The organism is Nocardia vinacea (assembly GCF_035920345.1).
In the GTDB taxonomy this organism is placed as follows: domain Bacteria; phylum Actinomycetota; class Actinomycetes; order Mycobacteriales; family Mycobacteriaceae; genus Nocardia; species Nocardia vinacea_A.
The window spans coordinates 10,306,077-10,326,811 of the sequence record NZ_CP109149.1; the positions used below are offsets into that span (position 1 = coordinate 10,306,077).

At 66.4% G+C, this 20,735-nt stretch carries 22 protein-coding genes; 15 read left to right on the forward strand and 7 right to left on the reverse strand.

The features are described 5' to 3' along the window. Positions 1-22 precede the first annotated feature (22 nt). The 5 genes from OIE68_RS46660 to OIE68_RS46680 all read right to left on the reverse strand — a co-directional run bounded on the left by OIE68_RS46660 (position 23) and on the right by OIE68_RS46680 (position 3,717). Positions 23-1,246, reverse strand: coding sequence for an RNA polymerase sigma factor (locus tag OIE68_RS46660; protein ID WP_327097271.1), 1,224 nt, complete (start codon positions 1,244-1,246; stop codon positions 23-25). After that, complete coding sequence (locus OIE68_RS46665) at positions 1,239-1,580, reverse strand: YciI family protein (protein ID WP_327097272.1); 342 nt, start codon at positions 1,578-1,580, stop codon at positions 1,239-1,241. Before OIE68_RS46665 ends, OIE68_RS46660 begins: the two co-directional genes overlap by 8 nt. Further along, positions 1,577-2,155: a dihydrofolate reductase family protein gene (locus OIE68_RS46670; protein WP_327097273.1), complete on the reverse strand. Its 579-nt coding sequence runs from the start codon at positions 2,153-2,155 to the stop codon at positions 1,577-1,579. Before OIE68_RS46670 ends, OIE68_RS46665 begins: the two co-directional genes overlap by 4 nt. A gap of 105 nt (positions 2,156-2,260) precedes the next feature. Continuing rightward, on the reverse strand, positions 2,261-3,037 hold the full coding sequence (locus OIE68_RS46675; protein ID WP_327097274.1) for an isocitrate lyase/phosphoenolpyruvate mutase family protein: 777 nt from the start codon (positions 3,035-3,037) through the stop codon (positions 2,261-2,263). Beyond that, positions 3,037-3,717 (reverse strand): hypothetical protein, encoded by a 681-nt coding sequence (locus tag OIE68_RS46680; protein WP_327097275.1) that lies wholly within the window; start codon positions 3,715-3,717, stop codon positions 3,037-3,039. Before OIE68_RS46680 ends, OIE68_RS46675 begins: the two co-directional genes overlap by 1 nt. On the opposite strand from OIE68_RS46680, the gene OIE68_RS46685 reads away from it, so the two are divergent. The 7 genes from OIE68_RS46685 to OIE68_RS46715 all read left to right on the forward strand — a co-directional run bounded on the left by OIE68_RS46685 (position 3,716) and on the right by OIE68_RS46715 (position 10,831). Next, complete coding sequence (locus OIE68_RS46685; protein ID WP_327097276.1) at positions 3,716-4,486, forward strand: winged helix-turn-helix domain-containing protein; 771 nt, start codon at positions 3,716-3,718, stop codon at positions 4,484-4,486. The two genes, OIE68_RS46680 and OIE68_RS46685, sit on opposite strands and share 2 nt — an antisense overlap. Before the next feature lie 306 nt (positions 4,487-4,792). After that, complete coding sequence (gene argC, locus OIE68_RS46690; RefSeq protein ID WP_327097277.1) at positions 4,793-5,851, forward strand: N-acetyl-gamma-glutamyl-phosphate reductase; 1,059 nt, start codon at positions 4,793-4,795, stop codon at positions 5,849-5,851. Further along, a complete protein-coding gene (gene argJ / locus OIE68_RS46695; RefSeq protein WP_327097278.1) occupies positions 5,848-7,065 on the forward strand; it encodes a bifunctional glutamate N-acetyltransferase/amino-acid acetyltransferase ArgJ in 1,218 nt (405 codons plus the stop codon). The genes argC and argJ overlap by 4 nt, the downstream gene beginning before the upstream one ends. Continuing rightward, positions 7,062-7,997: an acetylglutamate kinase gene (argB, locus tag OIE68_RS46700; RefSeq protein ID WP_327097279.1), complete on the forward strand. Its 936-nt coding sequence runs from the start codon at positions 7,062-7,064 to the stop codon at positions 7,995-7,997. Before argJ ends, argB begins: the two co-directional genes overlap by 4 nt. Further along, a complete protein-coding gene (locus OIE68_RS46705; RefSeq protein ID WP_327097280.1) occupies positions 7,994-9,208 on the forward strand; it encodes an acetylornithine transaminase in 1,215 nt (404 codons plus the stop codon). The genes argB and OIE68_RS46705 overlap by 4 nt, the downstream gene beginning before the upstream one ends. Next, the gene (gene argF / locus OIE68_RS46710) at positions 9,205-10,185 is read left to right on the forward strand and encodes an ornithine carbamoyltransferase (protein WP_327097281.1); all 981 of its coding nucleotides are present in this window, start codon (positions 9,205-9,207) and stop codon (positions 10,183-10,185) included. Before OIE68_RS46705 ends, argF begins: the two co-directional genes overlap by 4 nt. A gap of 133 nt (positions 10,186-10,318) precedes the next feature. Further along, entirely contained in the window at positions 10,319-10,831 is a 513-nt protein-coding gene (locus OIE68_RS46715) for an arginine repressor (protein WP_327097282.1), read from the forward strand. Between the two features lie 100 nt (positions 10,832-10,931). Here OIE68_RS46715 and OIE68_RS46720 read toward each other — a convergent pair whose 3' ends face one another. Beyond that, the gene (locus tag OIE68_RS46720) at positions 10,932-11,084 is read right to left on the reverse strand and encodes a hypothetical protein (RefSeq protein WP_327097283.1); all 153 of its coding nucleotides are present in this window, start codon (positions 11,082-11,084) and stop codon (positions 10,932-10,934) included. A 253-nt stretch (positions 11,085-11,337) separates the two neighbouring features. Here OIE68_RS46720 and OIE68_RS46725 point away from each other — a divergent pair, with 253 nt between their 5' ends. The 8 genes from OIE68_RS46725 to OIE68_RS46760 all read left to right on the forward strand — a co-directional run bounded on the left by OIE68_RS46725 (position 11,338) and on the right by OIE68_RS46760 (position 19,461). Continuing rightward, on the forward strand, positions 11,338-12,540 hold the full coding sequence (locus OIE68_RS46725; RefSeq protein ID WP_327097284.1) for an argininosuccinate synthase: 1,203 nt from the start codon (positions 11,338-11,340) through the stop codon (positions 12,538-12,540). 242 nt (positions 12,541-12,782) lie between these two features. After that, positions 12,783-13,688: a class I SAM-dependent methyltransferase gene (locus OIE68_RS46730; protein ID WP_327097285.1), complete on the forward strand. Its 906-nt coding sequence runs from the start codon at positions 12,783-12,785 to the stop codon at positions 13,686-13,688. Continuing rightward, complete coding sequence (gene argH, locus OIE68_RS46735) at positions 13,685-15,106, forward strand: argininosuccinate lyase (protein ID WP_327097286.1); 1,422 nt, start codon at positions 13,685-13,687, stop codon at positions 15,104-15,106. The genes OIE68_RS46730 and argH overlap by 4 nt, the downstream gene beginning before the upstream one ends. Positions 15,107-15,571: 465 nt before the next feature. After that, positions 15,572-15,928, forward strand: a complete 357-nt coding sequence (locus OIE68_RS46740) for a multidrug efflux SMR transporter (RefSeq protein WP_327102048.1) — start codon at positions 15,572-15,574, stop codon at positions 15,926-15,928. 46 nt (positions 15,929-15,974) lie between these two features. Next, a complete protein-coding gene (locus OIE68_RS46745; RefSeq protein ID WP_327097287.1) occupies positions 15,975-16,508 on the forward strand; it encodes a DUF4253 domain-containing protein in 534 nt (177 codons plus the stop codon). Positions 16,509-16,624: 116 nt separating this feature from the next. Then, positions 16,625-17,401, forward strand: coding sequence for an ATP-binding cassette domain-containing protein (locus OIE68_RS46750; RefSeq protein WP_327097288.1), 777 nt, complete (start codon positions 16,625-16,627; stop codon positions 17,399-17,401). Further along, a complete protein-coding gene (locus tag OIE68_RS46755) occupies positions 17,398-18,432 on the forward strand; it encodes an ABC transporter permease (protein ID WP_327097289.1) in 1,035 nt (344 codons plus the stop codon). Before OIE68_RS46750 ends, OIE68_RS46755 begins: the two co-directional genes overlap by 4 nt. 54 nt (positions 18,433-18,486) lie before the next feature. Beyond that, the gene (locus OIE68_RS46760) at positions 18,487-19,461 is read left to right on the forward strand and encodes an ABC transporter substrate-binding protein (RefSeq protein ID WP_327097290.1); all 975 of its coding nucleotides are present in this window, start codon (positions 18,487-18,489) and stop codon (positions 19,459-19,461) included. A gap of 37 nt (positions 19,462-19,498) precedes the next feature. Here OIE68_RS46760 and ilvA read toward each other — a convergent pair whose 3' ends face one another. Continuing rightward, a complete protein-coding gene (ilvA, locus tag OIE68_RS46765) occupies positions 19,499-20,719 on the reverse strand; it encodes a threonine ammonia-lyase (protein WP_327097291.1) in 1,221 nt (406 codons plus the stop codon). Positions 20,720-20,735: the final 16 nt, after the last annotated feature.

Genomic DNA, 20,735 nt, shown 5'->3' on the forward strand with positions numbered 1-20,735 from the left:
ACCGCCGTGTCTGTACCGGCCATCAGTTAGCTGAGGCGAGCTCATTCCTGCGCCGCCGCAGAAAGGTCTGTTCGGCGGTGTTGTCTGTGTGGGCGATGGCGGCGTCGTAGGCCTGAATTGCCTCTGGCGTGCGGCCGAGTCGGCGTAGGAGGTCAGCGCGAATCGCGTGGTACAGATGGTGATTCGGAATGTCGATTTCAGAGAGCAGCGTGAGCGCCGCGTCAGGCCCATGGACTTCACCGACCGCCACTGCGCGGTTCAGCGCCACCACCGGACTCGGTGCTATGGCGGCCAGTTGGTCGTAGAGCCGCAGGATTTGTTGCCAGTCGGTGGATTCCGGATCGGTCGCGTCGGCGTGCACAGCGTTGATTGCGGCTTGGATCTGGTAGGGGCCGGGTTGGTTGCGGCGCAAGCACTCTCGGACGAGGGCATGGCCCTCGGTGATGAGGGTGCGGTCCCAACGGTGACGGTCTTGCTCGGGTAGCGGCACGAGCGATCCGTCCGGTGCGGTGCGAGCCGCTCGACGTGATTCGGTGAGCAACATCAGTGCGAGCAGCCCACGTACCTCCGGCTCATCGGGCATCAGCTCGATGAGCAAGCGCCCCAAGCGGATTGCCTCGCTGCACAGGTCGGCCCGCACGAGGCGATCGCCCGAGGTGGCCGTGTGACCTTCGGTGAAGATGAGGAAGATGACGGCGAGGACCCCGCGGAGCCGGGCGGGTAGGTCCGCGTCGCTGGGGACCCGGTACGGGATGCGTGCGTCGCGGATCTTGCCCTTGGCTCGGACGAGCCGCTGGGCCATTGTCGATTCGGAAGTGAGGAAGGCGTGGGCGATTTCGGGGGTGGTCAGCCCGCCGAGCAGTCGCAAGGTGAGCGCGACCTGTGCGTTGAGCGACAGGGCGGGGTGGCAGCAGGTGAAGATCAGTCGGAGCCGATCATCCTGCACCGCACCGGAATCGGGCGGTTCGTCGGCGCGCAGGAGGGCGGCCTCGACATGCCGATCGTGCCGCGTTGCCTCGCGGCGCAGTCTATCGATGACGCGATTGCGGGCCGTAGTGATGATCCAGCCCGGTGGGCTCGGCGGCAGTCCGTCCGACGGCCAGCGCTGCACCGCGGCCGTAAAGGCATCCTGCACCGCGTCTTCGGCGACGGTGATATCGCCGAAGACGCGGATCAGGCTGGCGACCGCGCGACCGTAATGTTCGGTGAAGACGTCCTCGATCACGGCCGGGGTGACCTCAGCCATCGGCGAGCGGTCTGATCTCGATCGGCAGGGTCACCACCGCCGCCACCCTGCGACCCCATTCGAGTGCTTCATCGAGATCCGCCGCCTGGATGATGGTGAATCCGCCGATGTGCTCCTTACTTTCGACGTACGGCCCATCGGTGATGAGCACGTCGTCGGCGTTGGCCCGCAGCACGGTGGCGGTGCTCGGCGGATGCAGTCCGGCGGCGAAAACCCATGCGCCCGCGGCCCGCATCTCGTCGTTGACGGCCTCCAGGTCGCGCATGATCTCGTCGAGATTGTCCGGCGGCGCGACGTCGTCGGGCTGGTAGATGCTGAGCAGGTACTGCTTCATCGCTTCTCCTCATCCCGCTGATAGGTGACGATCACCACGCCGGTGGTGGTCGCGACGCTGTCGACGAGTCGCAATTCGCCGAGGTCGACCCCGTCGAACAGCCGCTGCCCGCCGCCGACCACGATCGGGTGGATCAGCAGCAGAAGCTCGTCGACCAGATCATGCCGCATCAGTGATCGCAGCAGGTCGCCGCTGCCGAGCACCACGAGATCCTGGCCCAGCTCGGCCACCGCGGGGACGGCATCGGCAAGCAGCGTGGAGTTCTGCCAGGGCAGCGGCTCGGTCAGCGTCCGGGACGCCACGAACTTCTCGGTCTTGTTCAGCACCTCGGTGAACGGATTGTCGGTCTGATGCGGCCAGAAGCCGTAGAAGTCCTCATAGGTCCGCCGCCCGAGCAGCAGCGCTCCGTGGTGGGTCGCCATATGTTCGCCCATCACCCGGGCCTGCACCGGATCGTCATGGCGATGCGCCCAGCCGCCGTACCGGAAACCGTCCCTGACGTCCTCGTCGGCCCGGCCGGGGGCCTGCATGACGCCGTCCAGGGTGACGTGCTCGACCGCGATGATCTTGCTCATGCGGAAGTCCTTCCTGTTGCTGGCCGGTCCGCTACCGGCTTCACCTCCTATACGAGCGGCTACCCGCTGAATCGACATCGCGGACGGAAATCTTTCGGCGGTTTCTTACGACCCCGTGATCGCCTGGATTTCGCGGTAGCTGGGAATGCCGGAACGAATGGCCCCGCCGTCGCGCACCGCCCGCGCTACATCCACGATCCCGGCCAGCGCCGCGCGATACAGCAGCGATCCCGTACTTATGCGCCGCACACCCAAGGCCGCGAGTTCCGCGATCGACGGCCCGGCGACCGAGTACAACACGTTGACCGGCAGCGGCACCGCCGCGACGATCCGGCCGATCTGATCCGGATCGGTCACGCCGGGCACGAAAACCCCATCGGCACCGGCCTGCACATATTCCTCGGCACGAGCCAGAGTCGAATCCTGTTGCAGCCGCAGCCAATACGTATCGACCCGGGCATTGACGAACAACTCGGGCGCGCGCGACTTGATCGCGGCGATCAACTCCGCCTGGTGCCCGGGCTCGGCCAGCGCCGTATCCGCCCGCCCATCCTCGAGATTCACTCCGGCGATGCCCAAACCGGCCAGCTGCGCGACATATTCGGCAACCGTCCCAGGGTCTTCGCTGAACCCACCCTCGATATCGACGGTGACCGGCACCGGTAGCCGCGCGAGTCTCGTTGCCAGCGCAAGTGTTTCATCGCGCGTGACACCGGCGCCATCGGTGAGACCGGCCGCCACCGCGACACCCAGACTAGTGGTCCCGATCGCCGCAAACCCCTCCGCGGCCAGCACGGCGGCCGACCCGAAGTCCCATGCATTGGGCAGCACCAGGGGTCCGGCCCCGTGGTGCAGATCGTGAAAAGCCTTCGTCTTGTTCATCATGACCCCTCGATGATTCCGATGGCGACGGCGAGGGCATGGTCGCGACCGGGGCAGGCATGCGGCCCCGCGCCGAATCCCAGACCCGCGCCGGTGAGGTCGAGTTCGACCAGTTCATCGTCGAGAACCCGGCGGGTGCGGCGCACCGGCGGATCCTCGACCAACGTTCGCGCGACGATCTCATCGGCGGTACCCGCACCTGCGAGCCGACGTGCGTTGTCCACCAGCGCACCTGTCGCCTGACAAGCCTGGATCAGCAGACCGATCCGCGCGGCCGTCCGCTCATCGGCCACCCCGCCGCAGGCGCCGACCAATTCCGTGACGGCCCGATCCGCCTCCGGGCTGTCGGGTTCGTGGGGCTGGTAGTGCGCGGCGGCCACGGCAACGGACGATAGCGAGATATCTTGGAGCCCAAGCGCTTCCGCTAGCACGCGAACATGCGGCAGTTTCCCGTCGGTCATCCTGGCCCGTGCGCGCAGCACCTCGGGAGACAGCCGCGCCAATTCCGCCACGACCAGGCCTCGCCGCCGATCATGTTCGGCCCCGTCACAGAATCGGGCGACGGTGGCGCGCAGCCACGCGATCCCGGCCGGTGGCACATCGCGAGGAACCGCGGGCATCGGGGCATCGGCCAATACCGACCGCACCCGATCGGGATCGGTGATCACAGGACTGTTCATGTCGCGACGCTATCCCGCCGACGTTTCGGTGGTCGCCGAAACAACCCGGCGCGATCATAGGGTGGTGCACACCCGAGGAGCCGAACTGGCCGGACTGGCCACCCTGCTGGCCGACCGCACCCGCGCCGATATGTGCCTGGCCCTGGTCGACGGCCGTGCCTGGACGGCGGGGGAGCTGGCGCGCCATGCCGGAGTCGCGCCATCCACCGCGACCGAGCATCTGAACCGGCTGCTGGACGGCGGCCTGCTCGTCGAACGCCGTCAGGGCAGGCACCGCTATGTGCAGCTGGCGAGTCCGCAGGTCGCCGAGTTATTGGAGTCGATGGTCGCCCATCTGGAACCGGCACGCCCCGAGCCGACGACACTGCGCGCGTCGACCGCCGCCGCGGCCCTGGCCCGTGGCCGGACCTGCTACGACCACCTCGCGGGCCGACTCGGCGTCGCCATCACCGATGCCATGACCCGGCGTGAACTGCTCGATGACGACAGCGGCTTCGCCCTCACCGAGGCGGGTTTGGCATGGCTCACGGGGCCGATGGGCATCGAGTCGAACACATTGCGGACTCGTCGCCCGATCGCCCGCCCCTGCCTGGACTGGACCGAACGCCGCACCCACCTCGGCGGTGCCGCGGGAGCGCAGTTGTGCCGCCGGCTACAGGCACTGGATTGGGTGCGACGCGTCGGATCCGGCCGAGCCGTCCGCCTCACCGCGACGGGTGAGATCGGTCTGCGCGAGACGCTCGGGATCGATCCGGCAACGGTTGTCTGACGTAAGGCTTCGTCTCGCGCGGAGTGAAGGACGCCGAGAGCGCGCCCAACTCGATCATGTGTCTCTTCAGGTCGCGACCAGCACGGGTCCGACCGGTGGGAGCTAGCCTCGACCCTGGTCACCACCACGATGCCGGGCATCGCCCGGTGGCTCGGAGCGTGTGCCGAATCTCATCAACCTGATTGAGGCGGCTGCTTGCCGGGTATCACGGCACGGCAGCAACAGAACGGCCTGGTGACCAGGTCCAGCCATACGATGCGGGACCCCGTTCATGAATGGGCTTGCATAATCGTGCATAATCATCACATGGTTGATTCGTCGAGTAACCCAGTGTTGCGGGTTGCTGTGGCCGGTGCCAGTGGATACGCCGGCGGTGAGGTGCTGCGTCTATTACTCGGTCATCCGGCCTACCGCGACGGGCGCCTCGTCATCGGGGCGCTGACCGCTGGATCGAATGCGGGCAGCACGCTGGGCGAGCTGCAGCCGCATCTGCTGCCGCTCGCCGATCGCGTGCTCGCGCCGACCACGCTCGATGAGCTGGCCGGCCACGACATCGTCTTCCTCGGCCTGCCGCACGGTCAGTCCGCCGCCATCGCCGAGCAGCTGCCGGAGTCGACGGTGATCATCGACTGCGGCGCCGACTTCCGGCTGACCGATGCGGCGGCCTGGGAGAAGTACTACGGCACCACCCATGCGGGCAGCTGGCCGTACGGCCTACCGGAGCTGCCGGGTGGGCGCGAGCGGTTGCGCGGCGCGCACCGGATCGCCGTTCCCGGTTGCTATCCCACGGTCGCCAGCCTCGCGCTGGCACCGGCGATCGCGGCCGGAATCATCGAACCGAAGGTGAATGTTGTTGCGGTGAGCGGCACTTCGGGCGCGGGCCGCAAACTCGACATCGGCCTGCTCGGGTCCGAGGTGATGGGTTCGGTGCGGGCCTACGGCATCGCGGGCGCGCACCGGCACACCCCGGAGATCGCGCAGAACTTGCAGGCCGCCGGTGGTACCGAGGTCGCCGTATCGTTCACCCCGGTGCTGGCGCCGATGCCGCGTGGCATCCTCGCGACCTGCACCGCCCCGACCCGAGTCGACGCCGAACAGGCTCGCGCGGTCTATGAAAAGGCTTACGCCGATGAACCATTCGTGCAGCTGCTACCGGAAGGCACACTGCCGCAGACGGGTTCGGTGCTCGGCTCCAATGCCGTGACCCTCCAGGTCGCGGTGGATGCCGATGCCGGACTGCTCGTGGTGATCGGCGCGATCGACAACCTGACCAAGGGCACCGCGGGCGCCGCGGTCCAATCCATGAATCTGGCCGTCGGATTCGACGAGACGGCAGGACTCTCCACCGTAGGAGTGGCACCGTGACGACGATCGAAACTCCGGCAGGAAAGCTGGTCCGGAGCCAGGGCGTGACCGCACCGCTCGGCTTCCGGGCGGCGGGTATCGCCGCTGGTATCAAGGCCAGCGGAAAACCCGATCTGGCACTGGTATTCAACGAGGGGCCGGAATACGCGGCCACGGGCGTGTTCACCCGCAACCAGGTGAGGGCCGCACCGGTGCTGTGGTCGCAGCAGGTGCTCACCGCTGGCCGCTTGCGTGCGGTGATCCTGAATTCCGGTGGGGCCAATGCATGTACCGGTCCGGGCGGATTCCAGGACACCCACCAGACCGCCGAGGAGTTGGCCAAGGCGCTGAGCAATTGGGGCACCGAAACCGGCGCGGGTGAAATCGCTGTCTGCTCAACGGGTTTGATCGGCGACCGGCTGCCGATGGACAAGGTGATTCCGGCCGTCACCGAGATCGTGCACGAAATGGGCGGCGGATTGTCCGGCGGTCTCGACGCGGCATACGCGATCATGACCACCGACACCGTGCCCAAGGAAGCGGCCTTCCACCACCGCGACAAGTGGAATGTCGGCGGCATGGCCAAGGGTGCGGGCATGCTCGCCCCATCGCTGGCGACCATGCTGGTAGTGCTCACCACCGATGCCGCCGCAACTGCCGAACAACTGGATCGCGCGCTGCGCAACGCGACTCGGCTCACCTTCGACCGGCTCGATGTCGACGGCTCCTGCTCCACCAATGACACCGTGCTGCTGCTCGCCAACGGGGCGAGCGAGGTCACGCCGTCACAGGAGGACCTCGATGCGGCGGTGCTCGCGGTCTGCGACGATCTGGCCGCCCAACTGATGGCCGACGCCGAGGGCGTCACCAAGCGGGTGCAGATCACCGTGGCCGGTGCGGTCTCCGAGGACGAGGCGCTGATCGCGGCGCGCGCCGTCGCCCGCGACAGTCTGGTCAAGACAGCGCTTTTCGGTTCCGACCCGAACTGGGGTCGGGTGCTGGCCGCCGTTGGTATCGCACCGATCACTCTGGATCCGAACCGGATCTCGGTGTCGTTCAACGGAAATCCGGTCTGCATCGACAGCGTCGGCGCGCCGGGTGCGCGCGAGGTCGACCTGTCCGGCGCCGATATCGAAGTGCGGATCGAACTGAATGTCGGTGACGGTGCCGCCACTGTGCGGACCACCGACCTGTCGCACGGCTATGTCGAAGAGAATTCGGCCTACAGCTCATGACTAGCGATGCGGTGCAGGAACTTTCGGCACTGGACAAGGCGCACGTCCTCGCCGACGCATTGCCGTGGCTGCAGAAGTTCCGCGACAAGATCGTGGTCGTCAAATACGGCGGCAACGCGATGGTCGATGCGGACCTCAAACAGGCCTTCGCCGCTGATATGACGTTCCTGCGCACCGTCGGCGTGCATCCGGTGGTGGTGCACGGCGGCGGACCGCAGATCAGCGCGATGCTGAAAAAGCTCGGTCTGCAAGGCGAATTCCGCGGCGGCTTCCGTGTCACCACGCCCGAGGTGATGGATGTCGTGCGGATGGTGCTGTTCGGTCAGGTCGGCCGGGAACTGGTCGGGTTGATCAATGCGCACGGTCCGTACGCGGTCGGCATCTCCGGTGAGGACGCACGGCTATTCACCGCGACCCGGCGCACCGTCGATGTCGACGGCGAGGCCACCGATATCGGTCTGGTCGGCGATGTCACCGAGGTGAATGCCGACGCGGTGCTCGACCTCATCGGTGCGGGTCGCATTCCGGTGGTCTCGACCATCGCCCCGGACGCCGACGGTGTGGTGCACAACATCAATGCCGACACCGCCGCCGCCGCACTCGCCGAGGGCATCGGCGCGGAGAAGCTGGTGATATTGACCGACGTGGAGGGCCTGTACACCAACTGGCCGGACCGTTCCTCGCTCACCTCGCACGTCGACGCGGCCGAACTGGCCGAGTTGCTCCCGCGTCTGGATGCGGGCATGGTGCCCAAGATGGAAGCCTGCCTGCGCGCCGTGCAGGGCGGGGTGCCGACCGCACATGTCATCGACGGTCGCGTCCCGCATTCGGTGCTGTTGGAACTGTTCACTGGAGAAGGAATCGGAACGATGGTGACGCCCGCCCCGCTGCCGACGAGCGCGGCGGACACACTGAACGGAACGAAGATATGAGCGACACAGCAGAGCTGCAAGAGCGGTGGTCCGCCGCGTTGATGAAGAACTACACCACCCCCAAGGTCGCGCTGGTGCGCGGCGCGGGCGCGGTGGTCTACGACGCGGACGGCAGACGCTACCTCGACTTCCTCGGCGGTATCGCGGTCAACAGCCTCGGCCATGCCCATCCGGCGATTCTGGAAGCCGTTACCCAGCAGCTCGGCACGCTGGGCCACACCTCGAATATCTACGCCAACGAACCGGTCATCGAACTGGCCGAACGGCTGCTCGCGCACTTCGGCGACGGTGAATTCGGGGACGGCCACGGCCGCGCGTTCTTCTGCAACTCCGGCACCGAGGCCAATGAGGCGGCGTTCAAGATGGCGCGGCTGACCGGGCGGCACAAGATCATCGCGACCGACGAGGCATTCCACGGCCGGACCATGGGCGCGCTGGCGCTCACCGGACAGTCCGCCAAGCGGACGCCGTTCGAGCCGATGCCTGCGGGTGTCGTCCATGTGCCCTACGGTGATGCGGCGGCGCTCGAGGCGGTTGTCGACGAGGACACCGCGGCCGTATTCCTCGAACCGATCATGGGGGAGAGCGGCGTTGTCGTGCCGCCCATCGACTATCTGGTGAAGGCGCGGGAGATCACCGCGCGTCACGGTGCGCTGCTGGTGCTCGACGAGGTGCAGACGGGTATCGGCCGGTGCGGAAAGTTCTACGCGCACCAGGCATTCGGCATCGTGCCGGATGTGATCACCCTCGCCAAGGGGCTCGGCGGCGGGCTGCCGATCGGTGCGGTGCTGGCCACCGGACCGGCCGCCGATCTGCTGACGCCGGGTCTGCACGGCACCACGTTCGGAGGTAATGCGGTCTGTGCCGCAGCGGCTTTGGCGGTATTGCGCACCATCGATGAGACCGATCTGCTCGCCCATGTCGAGTCTGTCGGCAAGCGGCTCAGCGACGGTATCGAACTGCTCGAGCACCCGCTCATCGATCATGTGCGCGGCGCGGGCCTGCTGCTCGGTATCGTGCTGACCGACGATATTTCGGCCGAGGTCGAGAACCGGGCGCGCGAGGCCGGCTATCTGGTGAATGCGCCCAAGCCCAACATCATTCGGCTCGCGCCGCCGCTGGTGCTCACCGAGACCCAGTCCGACAATTTCGTCGGCGATCTGCCCGAGATCCTGGACGGTGCGATCGCAGACGCCAAGGGGGCCAAATGAGTACAGCATCGCGGAGCGATTCCATCAGGGGTGGCGGCGGGCCAGTCCGGCACTTTCTGCGCGACGATGACGTCACGCCTGCCGAGCAGGCCGAAATTCTGGCGCTCGCAGCGGAATTGAAGAAGGATCCGTTCGCGCACCGGCCGCTGGAAGGGCCGCGCGGGGTCGGGGTGATCTTCGAGAAGAACTCCACCCGCACGCGGTTCTCCTTCGAAATGGGTATCACTCAGCTCGGTGGGCATGCGGTTGTGGTCGACGGTCGTGACACCCAGCTCGGTCGCGAAGAGACGCTCGGTGATACCGGCAAGGTGCTCTCGCGCTACGTCGATGCGATAGTGTGGCGGACCTTCGAACAGGTGCGGCTGGACGAAATGGCCATCACCGCAACGGTTCCGGTCGTCAATGCTTTGTCGAATGAGTTCCACCCGTGTCAGGTGCTCGCCGATCTGCAGACGCTGGTCGAGCGCAAGGGCAATCTGGTCGGGCGCAACCTCACCTACTTCGGTGACGGTGCGAACAATATGGCGCATTCGCTGCTGCTCGGTGGTGTGACTGCGGGTTTGAACATAACCATCGCCGCGCCAACGGCTTTCGAGCCGCTGCCGTGGATTCTGGAGGCCGCGCGCAAGCGGGCCGCCGAGACCGGTGCGACCATCACCCTCACCGACGATCCGGTTGCCGCCGCGGCGGGCGCCGATGCTCTGGTGACCGACACCTGGACCTCGATGGGGCAGGAGAACGACGGCCTCGACCGGGTCGGACCGTTCCGGCCGTTCCAGCTCAACGACGATCTGCTCGCGAAGGCGCAACCGGATGTCGTTGTGCTGCACTGCCTTCCGGCACATCGCGGCGAGGAGATCACCGACGAGGTGCTCGACGGACCGCACAGTGTGGTCTGGGACGAGGCGGAGAATCGGCTGCATGCGCAGAAGGCGCTGCTGGTGTGGTTGCTGGCCAAGCGAGGTGAGGCGCAGTGAGTGAGTGTGGCGTGCGACCCGGTGCCGCGGGAGCGGCGGGCCAGAAGGCGGTAGCTTGGTGCGACCGCACAAGTCCTCGACGCAACACGGCCTTCTTTCGCCTCGCTGCCAGACGTGGCGGTGAGGCTCGGCCATGACCGTCCAGCCCGACGCGGGTAAGTCCGCCCCCGCTATCGCTCGAACCCGCGCCGGCCGCCAGTCTCGCATCATCGAACTACTGACGGCACACGCGGTACGCAGCCAAACCGAACTCGCCGCACTGCTTGCCGCCGAAGGTATCGAAACCACTCAGGCCACTCTGTCCCGCGACCTCGATGAACTCGGCGCCGTGAAATTGCGTGCCGCCGACGGCGGCGCGGGCGTCTACGTGGTGCCCGAAGACGGCAGCCCCGTCCGCGGCGTCACCGGCGGCACCGACCGCCTCTCGAAACTCCTCGGCGACCTCCTCGTCTCCACCGACGCCAGCGGCAATATCGCAGTCCTGCGCACCCCACCCGGCGCCGCCCACTACCTGGCCAGCGCCCTCGACCGCGCCGCCCTCCCCTTCATCGTCGGCACCATCGCCGGCGACGACACCATCGCCGTAATAGCCCGTGAGCCCCTCACCGGCGCCGCACTAGCCGCCAAAATCGAAGAACTCGCCTGAGCCCGCCCTGGCGTCCTCAGCGCGGTCACGCTTGGTGACGCATACCCAGTGCCTACCTCGCATCGGGCGCGACCTATGCGATGCGATCGCAGGGGGCGCGTCAGCCGAAGGGGTATTGGCCGCCGCCGTGGGGGGAGTTGCCTGGGGTGCCGACGTTGATGATGTCTTGTACGAGGTCGACTAGGGCGCGGCCAATGTCGAGGACGTCGTTGCCGAGGGTGCTGAATTCGCCTGCTATGAGGTGCAGCAGCATGGGGTCCGTCCTTTGCCCGCTCCGATACTTAACGAATAAAGCGTGACATAGGGGGAAGGGGGTGCCAAGGTGCTACCGGGAAGGTGGAACCCGGACCCGGTTGTGAATGGGCTTGCATCATCGTGCATAATCATTTGTATGACGGTGCGGGCCGCCTGACGTGCGATTTGGTGCGTCGGCGGGCGCCGCACCCCGCCGCCCGCGGATGCGGGCACGACCTGCAGACAAGCACGAAACCAAGGAGCACAAAGACATGTCCGAGCGCGTCGTACTCGCCTACTCCGGTGGGCTCGATACCTCCGTTGCGATCAGCTGGATCGGCAAGGAGACCGGCGCCGAGGTCGTGGCGGTCGCCATTGATCTGGGCCAGGGCGGCGAGGACATGAATGTGGTGCGCCAGCGCGCGCTGGACTGTGGCGCCGTCGAGGCGATTGTGGTCGATGCGCGCGACGAATTCGCCATCGAGTACTGCCTGCCGACCATCCAGGCCAACGCCATGTACATGGGCCAGTACCCGCTGGTCTCGGCGATCAGCCGCCCGCTCATCGTCAAGCACCTCGTCGAGGCCGCCAAGTTCCACGGCGCGAGCACCGTCGCGCACGGCTGCACCGGTAAGGGCAACGACCAGGTCCGCTTCGAGGTCGGCATCGGCGCGCTCGCCCCCGACCTCAATGTGATCGCCCCGGTCCGCGACTACGCCTGGACCCGTGAGAAGGCCATCGCCTTCGCCGAGGAGAACCAGCTCCCGATCAACGTCACCAAGAAGTCCCCGTTCTCGATCGACCAGAACGTGTGGGGCCGCGCGGTGGAGACCGGCTTCCTCGAGGACCTCTGGAACGCGCCGACCAAGGACGTCTACGACTACACCTCGGACCCGACGGTCAACTTCGAGGCGCCCGACGAACTCATCGTCACCTTCGACAAGGGTGTGCCGGTCGCCATCGATGGCCGCCAGGTCAGCGTACTCGAGGCCATCGTCGAGCTGAACCATCGTGCGGGCCGCCAGGGTGTCGGTCGCCTCGATATGGTCGAGGACCGGCTCGTCGGCATCAAGAGCCGCGAGATCTACGAGGCCCCCGGCGCCATCGCGCTGATCACCGCGCACCAGGCCCTGGAAAACGTCACCATCGAGCGCGAACTGGGCCGCTACAAGCGGCAGGTCGAGCAGCGCTGGGGCGAGCTGGCCTACGACGGCCTCTGGTTCTCCCCGCTCAAGCGTGCGCTGGACGCCTTCGTCGCCGAAACCCAGCAGCACGTCACCGGCGAGATCCGGATGGTGCTGCACGGCGGTTCCATCGTGGTCAACGGCCGCCGCTCCGAGCAGTCGCTCTACGACTTCAACCTGGCCACCTACGACGAGGGCGACACCTTCGACCAGTCCCTCGCCAAGGGCTTCGTGCAGATCCACGGCCTGTCCTCCAAGGTCGCGGCGCGTCGCGACCTCAACCAGAAGTAGGCGGTGGCTGAGCCTTCGCAAGGGGCAAGGGCCTGTCTCGAAGTGACTCTCCGAGGCCACCATCCGGCGTCGAGCCGAGTCGAAAGGCGGTTGCGGACAGTGTGCCGTACCGCCATTCGACTCGGCTCGATGGACGCCCCGCCACTTCGAGACAAGACCTAGCGACGGACTTTCCTCCGGCTGCGCCCATTAGGCTCGATCGGGTCGGCGCCTGCGAGTCGCGTCGACCCGGAAGGAGCGCTGTGCGGACCGACGACGACAGCTGGGATATCGAATCGAGCGTGGGCGCCACCGCCCTCGGCGTCGCGGCAATGCGAGCCGCCGAGAGCCGCCGCCCGGACGCGCTGTTCCATGACCCGTACGCCGAAGTGCTGGTGACCGCCGTCGGTTCGGAATCCTGGACGCGCATCGTGCGCGGGGAGATCCCGGATCTCGAAGAGGCCGCGATCGCGACGATGGGCCCCATTATCTCGGCCCTTATCGCGCGTACCTGCTACCTCGACGCCTACGTCCAGGAGGCGGCCGCCGACGGTATCCGGCAGCTCGTCATTCCCGCCGCCGGCCTGGACGCCAGGGCCTACCGGTTCGAATGGCCGGTCGGCACAACGGTTTTCGAACTGGATCTGCCGAAGGTTCTGGAGTTCAAGGAGAGCGCGCTGGTGGATTTTCCGCCCGCGGCGGACCGCCGCGCGATCGCGGTGGATCTGCGCCAGGATTGGCCGACGGCGTTGCGGGACAATGGATTCGATCCGGCCGCGCCGACCGCATGGCTGGTCGAAGGCCTCTTGCGTTACCTCCCCGCGGATGCTCAGGACCGGCTGTTCGACAACATCGTGGCATCGAGCGCACCGGGCAGTCGCGTCGCGATCTACCGCTCATCCGGTTCCGCGCCGGACTCGAAGGCATTGCGGGAGGCGCGATCGTCCGGGGTCGACGTCACGGTCGATGTCGGCGAACTGTGGTACTCCGACGAGGGCCGCAGCGATCCGATCGACTGGTTCACCGAACATGGCTGGACGGTGTCACGCGCCGATCCGGCCGAGGTGCTGCGCAGCCGGGGCCGGGAGGTATCCGACGCGGCCGCCGCCCACCTGAAGACCCACATTTTGTTCACCGCCCGACGACCCGGAGGAGACAGCACACGATGACGCAGAGCGGCAGCACCAACGAAGGGGCGCTCTGGGGCGGACGTTTCGCGTCCGGACCGGCCGCGGCAATGGCCGCGCTGAGCAAGTCGACCCATTTCGACTGGGCGCTGGCCCCCTACGACATTCGCGCGTCGAAGGCACACGCGCGCGTGCTGCACAAGGCGGGACTGCTGTCGGAGAGCGACCTCGCCGCCATGCTGGCCGGACTGGATCGCCTTGCGGCGGACGTGGATTCGGGAGCGTTCGCCCCCGCCGAGGCTGATGAGGACGTGCACGGCGCGTTGGAGCGTGGGCTGATCGATCGGGTCGGCGCCGAACTCGGCGGACGACTGCGGGCCGGGCGCTCGCGTAATGACCAGGTGGCCACACTCTTTCGGATGTGGCTGCGCGATGCGGCCCGCCGGGTCGCCGCAGGACTCCTGGATGTGGTCGACGCGCTGGTAGCCCAGGCCGCCGCGCATCCGGACGCGGTAATGCCCGGCAAGACGCATCTGCAGGCCGCCCAGCCGGTGCTGCTCGCGCACCATCTGCTCGCCCACGCGCATCCGCTGCTGCGCGATATCGATCGGCTGCGCGACTTCGACAAGCGGGCGGCGCTGTCGCCCTACGGTTCCGGCGCACTGGCCGGGTCCTCGCTCGGACTCGATCCGGAAGCCATTGCGGTCGAACTGGATTTCGATGCCGCGGCGGCGAATTCGATCGATGCCACCTCCGCACGTGATTTCGCGGCCGAGGCTGCGTTCGTGCTCGCCATGATCGGCGTCGATCTGAGCCGGATGGCCGAAGAGGTGATCATCTGGAGCACACCGGAGTTCGGCTACATCACTCTCGCCGACGCATGGTCCACCGGCTCGTCGATCATGCCGCAGAAGAAGAATCCGGACGTCTCCGAACTCACCCGTGGCAAGGCCGGTCGTCTCATCGGAAACCTGGCCGGACTGCTGGCGACCCTGAAAGCCCAACCGCTGGCTTACAACCGAGATCTGCAGGAGGACAAGGAACCCCTGTTCGATTCGGTTGCCCAGCTCGAACTGCTGCTCCCGGCCATCGCGGGCTTGGTTTCGACGCTCACCTTCCACACTGACCGCATGGCCGAACTCGCCCCCGCCGGTTTCACCCTCGCCACCGATATCGCCGAATGGCTTGTCCGGCAGGGTGTTCCGTTCCGCGTCGCGCACGAGGCCGCGGGTGCCTGCGTGCGCGCCGCCGAGGCGCGCGGTGTCGGCCTCGACGAGCTGACCGACGAAGAATTCGCCGCCATCGACCCGGCATTGACCCCACAGGTCCGCGAAGTGCTCACCGTGCAGGGCTCGATCGCATCCCGCGACGCCCGCGGCGGCACCGCAGGCGTACAGGTCACAGCGCAACTCGACGACATCCGCAACACCGTCACCACCCTGCGCCCCCTCTTCCCGTAGCTCCCCCTCAACGCCCCTCGCGCAGGCGCTCCGCCTCAGCGACCAAGATCAGGTGGAACTGGTGGCGGCATAGCCCGAGAAGGCCCGCCACCAGTTCCACCTGATCTTGATCCAGACTGTCGCGGGCTCGCTTTTGCGCCAAGTGGTCTGCCCGGGATGGCCGGTTTGTATCGATCAACGAGCCACAAGCACCAGCGGCGCGGCGATTGTGAGGATCGCGGACGGATCCACGCAATTGGGGCGCCCGATAGGTCAGCAACTTCTGCTCGACAACGTCAGCGCCCCAACAGGTCCGCTACATGTGTGAGCGGTGCGGTAACTGCCGGTATCGCGTTCGGATCGCGCAGCTGGCCCGGCCGATAGGTCAGCAGCTCCTGTCCGGCCAGGCTCCAATTCGGTACTACTCCGGCCAGACGGGCAGCGATCAGGGGCTTGTTCTGGTGATCTTTCGGTCCACCGGTGCAAATGCTCAAATACCGCGCGGTTTACGCTGCGCCGATGACCCTGCTGTTGCTGGCGCTGGCCATCGCCTCTGAAATCACCGCGACCGTATCGCTCAAAATCTCCGACGGTTTCACCAAATTGGTGCCTTCGATCATCGTGGTCATCGGCTACAGCGCGGCCTTCTTCTTCCTGTCCCAAGCACTGAAGCGCGGCATGCCGATCGGCGTTGCCTACGGCATCTGGTCGGCGGTCGGCGTCGCGGCTATCGCCATCATCGGTGTCCTGTTCCTCGACGAACGACTCTCGTTGATCCAGGTCGGCGGTATCGCATTGGTGATTCTCGGTGTGCTTGCCCTGGAACTCGGTGGCGCACACTGACATCCGCGGTACAAGATGTCGGTGGGTGGCTGTTGAATGACGGTTCATGAAGAGAGACTTCGAGGCGGGGACCTTCACCGCGGATCGACCGGCGCAGCCGGCGGCGGTGCCCTTCGCGGGCAATGATCCGGCGGAAGCGTTGGCGGCGTACGGGATCGAGCTCCCGGCGGCGTTGATGGTCGAGCGGACGGTGTCGGGGGCGCCGGTGTGGGTCGTGTCGACCGAGCCCGGTTATGCGGCGGCCGGGCTGTGGGAGCAGGTGCGGGAGGTGCATCCGAAGACCGGATTGTGGCCGGTGCTGACCCAGACCCATACCTGGTACCAGACCGGACTCGAGCGCGGCTGGGAGCAATCGCGTGAGTTGTCGATTCCAGAACCCGTCGCCGTAACCGACGCGGCGGACTGGTTGCGCGAGTGGCTCGCGGTCGCACACGAGCCGGAGCTGACCGAAGATGCCGCGCTCGCGCAGGCATTGGAGGCGTATCTGTACTGTCCGGATGCGGCTGAACAGGATCGCGATTCACTCGATGAACTGGCCGAATCTCTGCTGCGGCAGCTGTGGCGCTTCTGGTGGGACTGATCGGTCTCGTTGCGCCCTGCGCATTTTGTCGAATTCGTCCCATGGGAGGTGGCGGCGAACGTAGCATCGGCCGATGGATCGGACGTTTGCTCAGCTGAGTCGACGCGGGTGACGGTATGGCATCGGAACCGGGCGATGTAGTACTCGAGGCCCAGTCGTTGGTGAAACGCTACGGCGGTGTCGAGGCGTTGCGGGGAGCCAACTTTCAGGTCCGCGCCGGTGAGGTCGTCGCATTGATCGGCGATAATGGCGCGGGCAAGTCCACGCTGGTGAAATGCCTTTCCGGGGCGGAACAACCGGATTCGGGGACCATCCTGCTCGACGGTTCGGAAACGGTGCTCGGCTCACCGACCGCCGCACGCAAGCTCGGCATCGAAACCGTGTACCAGGACCTCGCCGTCGCACCCGATCTGGACCCGGCCGCCAACCTCTTCCTCGGCCGGGAGCTGGTTCGCCGCGGATTGGCGGGCAGACTCGGCATGCTCGACAAGCGGGCGATGCGGACCCAAGCCGTCGAACACTTCCGACGCCTCGGCGTGACACTGCAGAGCACCGATGTGCCGATCGGCGCCCTGTCGGGTGGACAGCGCCAGAGTGTCGCCGTGGCGCGTGCGGTGCTGTGGGCGAGCAAGGTCGTCTTCATGGACGAACCGACCGCGGCCCTCGGCGTTGTGCAGCGCGAACGGGTGCTCGAGGTGATCGGCAATGTGCGCGACCAGGGCATTGCCGTCGTCCTGATCAGCCACAATATGCCCGAGGTGCTGGCCGTGGCCGACCGGATCGAGGTGCTGCGTCTCGGCAAGCGGGTGGCCCGATTCGTCGCCGCCGATGCCACGCTGGAGCAGTTGGTCGGTGCGATGACCGGAGCGTTGTCACATGGGGACGCTGCATGACGAAAGCAGAACCGAACGGCGGCTCCGATCTGCCGGAACACACTGTGCTACAACGGCTTCTGGGTGCGAGCACGCTGTGGATCGGTGTTGTGCTCGTCGTATTGTGCGTCGTTTTCAGCATCATCCGCCCCGACGCCTTCCCGACCCGTTTCACCCTGCAGACGCTGCTGATCGAAACCTCGGTGCTGCTGGTGCTTTCGGTTGGCATGACGTTCGTGATCATCACCTCCGGCATCGACCTGTCAGTCGGCATGGTGCTGATCTTCGCCGGAGTGCTCGGCGCGAAAACGATGGAATGGCTGAGCCCGGACGAGAACGCCACCGGCGCGGGGTGGGGGATTATCGGTGTCGGCCTTCTGATTTCCGTTGCGGGCGGTGGCATCTGGGGACTGCTCAATGGAATTCTGGTGGCAAAGGCCAAGATTCCACCGCTGATCGTCACACTCGGCTCGTTCGGCGCGGCACTCGGTGCGGCACAACTGATCACCGGCGGTGTCGACACCAGGACGGTGCCCGATAAGCTGCGTAACTCCCTGGGTTTCGGGACGTCGCTGGGTGGCGTACCGAATCTGGTGCTAGTCGCGGCGGCGGTAACGGTGCTCGCCGCTTGGGTGCTGCACACGACCCGATTCGGTCGCTACACCTACGCGATCGGCTCAAATGAGGAGGCCGCGCGGCGTTCGGGCATCGCGGTCACCCGCCACCTCGTGCTGGTCTATCTGATGACCGGATTACTCGCTGGACTGGCCGGATTCATGAATCTGGCCTACTTCGGCACCACCACCATCGGCGGACACGGCACGGACAATCTGGATGCCATCGCCGGTGTAGTCATCGGCGGGACAAGCCTTTTCGGCGGAATCGGCACCATTGTCGGCACGGTTATCGGCGTTTTCATTCCGTCGGTGCTGCGCAAGGGATTCGTCATCGCGGGGGTGCCGGTGTTCTGGCAGCCGATCGCGGTGAGCGCGGTTCTGGTCGGGGCGGTGTGGTTCGACCAACTGCGCCGCCGAGCCCGGGACCGCAAGTAGAGAGGTAAGCAGTTACAGCACTGCGCGATAAGAAAATAAGGCGGAGGTAGCCAAATGAGGGTGGCGAAGCGGACCGCGGTGATGATCGGCGCGATGGCGGCGGTCGGCACGCTGGTGGTGGGATGTGGTGGCTCGGTGAACAATTCCGGCGGCACGGATGCCAAGAAATTGGTGCTGATTCCCGGTGTCGCCGACGAACCGTTCTACATCTCCATGCAATGCGGCGCGCAGGACGAGGCGAGCAAACTCGGCTACAAGCTGGAGACGCAGGCACCGACGAAATTCGATGCGGGCGCGCAGACTCCGGTGCTGACCGGTGTGATGGCCAATAAGCCCGGCGGCATCCTGATCGCCCCGACACATGCGCAGGCGATGGCGAATCCGATCAAACAGGCCAAGGATGCCGGGATCAAAATCATCGAGGTCGATACGGCACTGGACGACACCTCGATCGCGCTGTCGTCGATCGCATCCGATAACAAGAAGGGTGGCGAGCTCGCGGCACAGACGCTGGCCAAGCTCATCGGTGACAAGGGACCCGTGCTGGTGATCAACACCAAGGCTGGAACCTCCACCACCGATGCGCGTGCACAGGGCTTCGAAGATGCGGTGAAGGCCTACCCGAGCATCACCTCGCTCGGCGTGCAGTACAACAACAATGAAGCGGCACAGGCGGCTTCGATCGTCACCGCGACGCTGGCCGCCCATCCCGACCTCGCCGGGATCTTCGCGACCAATCTGAGTTCGGCCGAGGGCGCGGCCACCGGATTGCGCAATGCCAATAAGCTCGGCCAGGTCAAACTGGTCGGCTTCGATGCGAGTCCGAAACAGGTCGAAGATCTGAAGGCCGGCACCGTGCAGGCACTTATCGCGCAGGATCCGGCCGGGATCGGTGCGAAGGGCGTCGACGAGGCCGCGGCCGCGCTCGAGGGTAAGCCGGTCACCCGCAATATCCAGACCGATATGGTGGCGATCACCCAGGCCGATATGGATGCCAACTCGAAGTACTTCTACAAGCGGAAGTGCTGACGGGGTCGGCGCCGGGTCCGAGCACGCTCGGACCCGGCTAATCCTCCACTCGCACCGCGTACCCCGAATTCTCCAGCGCGGCAAGCACGTCGTCCCGATGCGTGGGACCCCGGGTCTCCAACGTCAGCGACACCTCGACCTCGTCAACCGCGAGCCACCCGCCGGTCCGCGAGTGCACCACATCCACCACACTCGCACCGGTCTTCCCGACCACCGCGAGCAATCCGCTGAGCGCGCCCGGCCGATCCGAAATCGTCACGCGCACAGCCAGATAGCGCCCAGCGGCACCGAGGCCATGACCGATGATTCTGGTCAGCATCATCGGATCGATATTGCCGCCGGACAAGATCGCGCACACCGGCCCCTGCAATCCGAGTTCCGTTGGCTCGCAACTCATCAGGGCCGCCACCGCGGCGGCACCGGCGGGCTCGACGATCAACTTCGCGCGTTCCAGACACAGCAGCAGCGCCTTGGACAGCGCATCCTCGTCCACCGTCACCACCGCGGGCACATGCGCCGCGACGTGCGCGAACGGCACCTCACCCGGCAGCCCGACGGCAATACCGTCGGCCATCGTAGACATCCGCGCCACCCGCACCGGCTTACCCGCCGCCAGCGAATCCGGCCATGCCGCCGCCTCCGCCGCCTGCACGCCGACCACCCGTACGTGCGGTGCAACATGATGCAGGGCAATGGCGATCCCGGCGAGCAGCCCACCGCCGCCGGTCGGCACGATCACCGTCCCGACCTCGGGCATCTGCTCGATGATCTCCAAGGCCACCGTCGCCTGCCCAGCGACGATATCGGCGTGATCGAACGGATGGATCAGCGTCGCACCGGTCCGCTCGGCGAAATCCAGTGCGGCATCCAGCGAGTCGTCGATGGTCTCACCGACCTGCCGTACTTCGGCCCCATATGCCTTGGTGGCCACCAACTTCGGCAGCGAAGCGCCCACCGGCATGAATACCGTCGAGCGAATCCCGAGCGAAGCCGCGGCCCACGCGACCCCCTGCGCGTGATTGCCCGCGCTGGCCGCCACCACGCCGCGCGCCCGATCTTCCGCCGGAAGGTTCGCGATCCGGAAATACGCCCCGCGCGGCTTGAACGAGCCGGTCCGCTGCAGGTTCTCGCACTTCAGTCGCACCTCGGTTCCGGCGCGCTCGGATAACACCCGTGACGCGACCACCGGCGTCCGCCGAATCACCGGCGCCAATGCCGCCGCGGCCGCCTCGATACGGTCCAGTCCCAGCAATTCCATGGCCCCATGCTGCCAG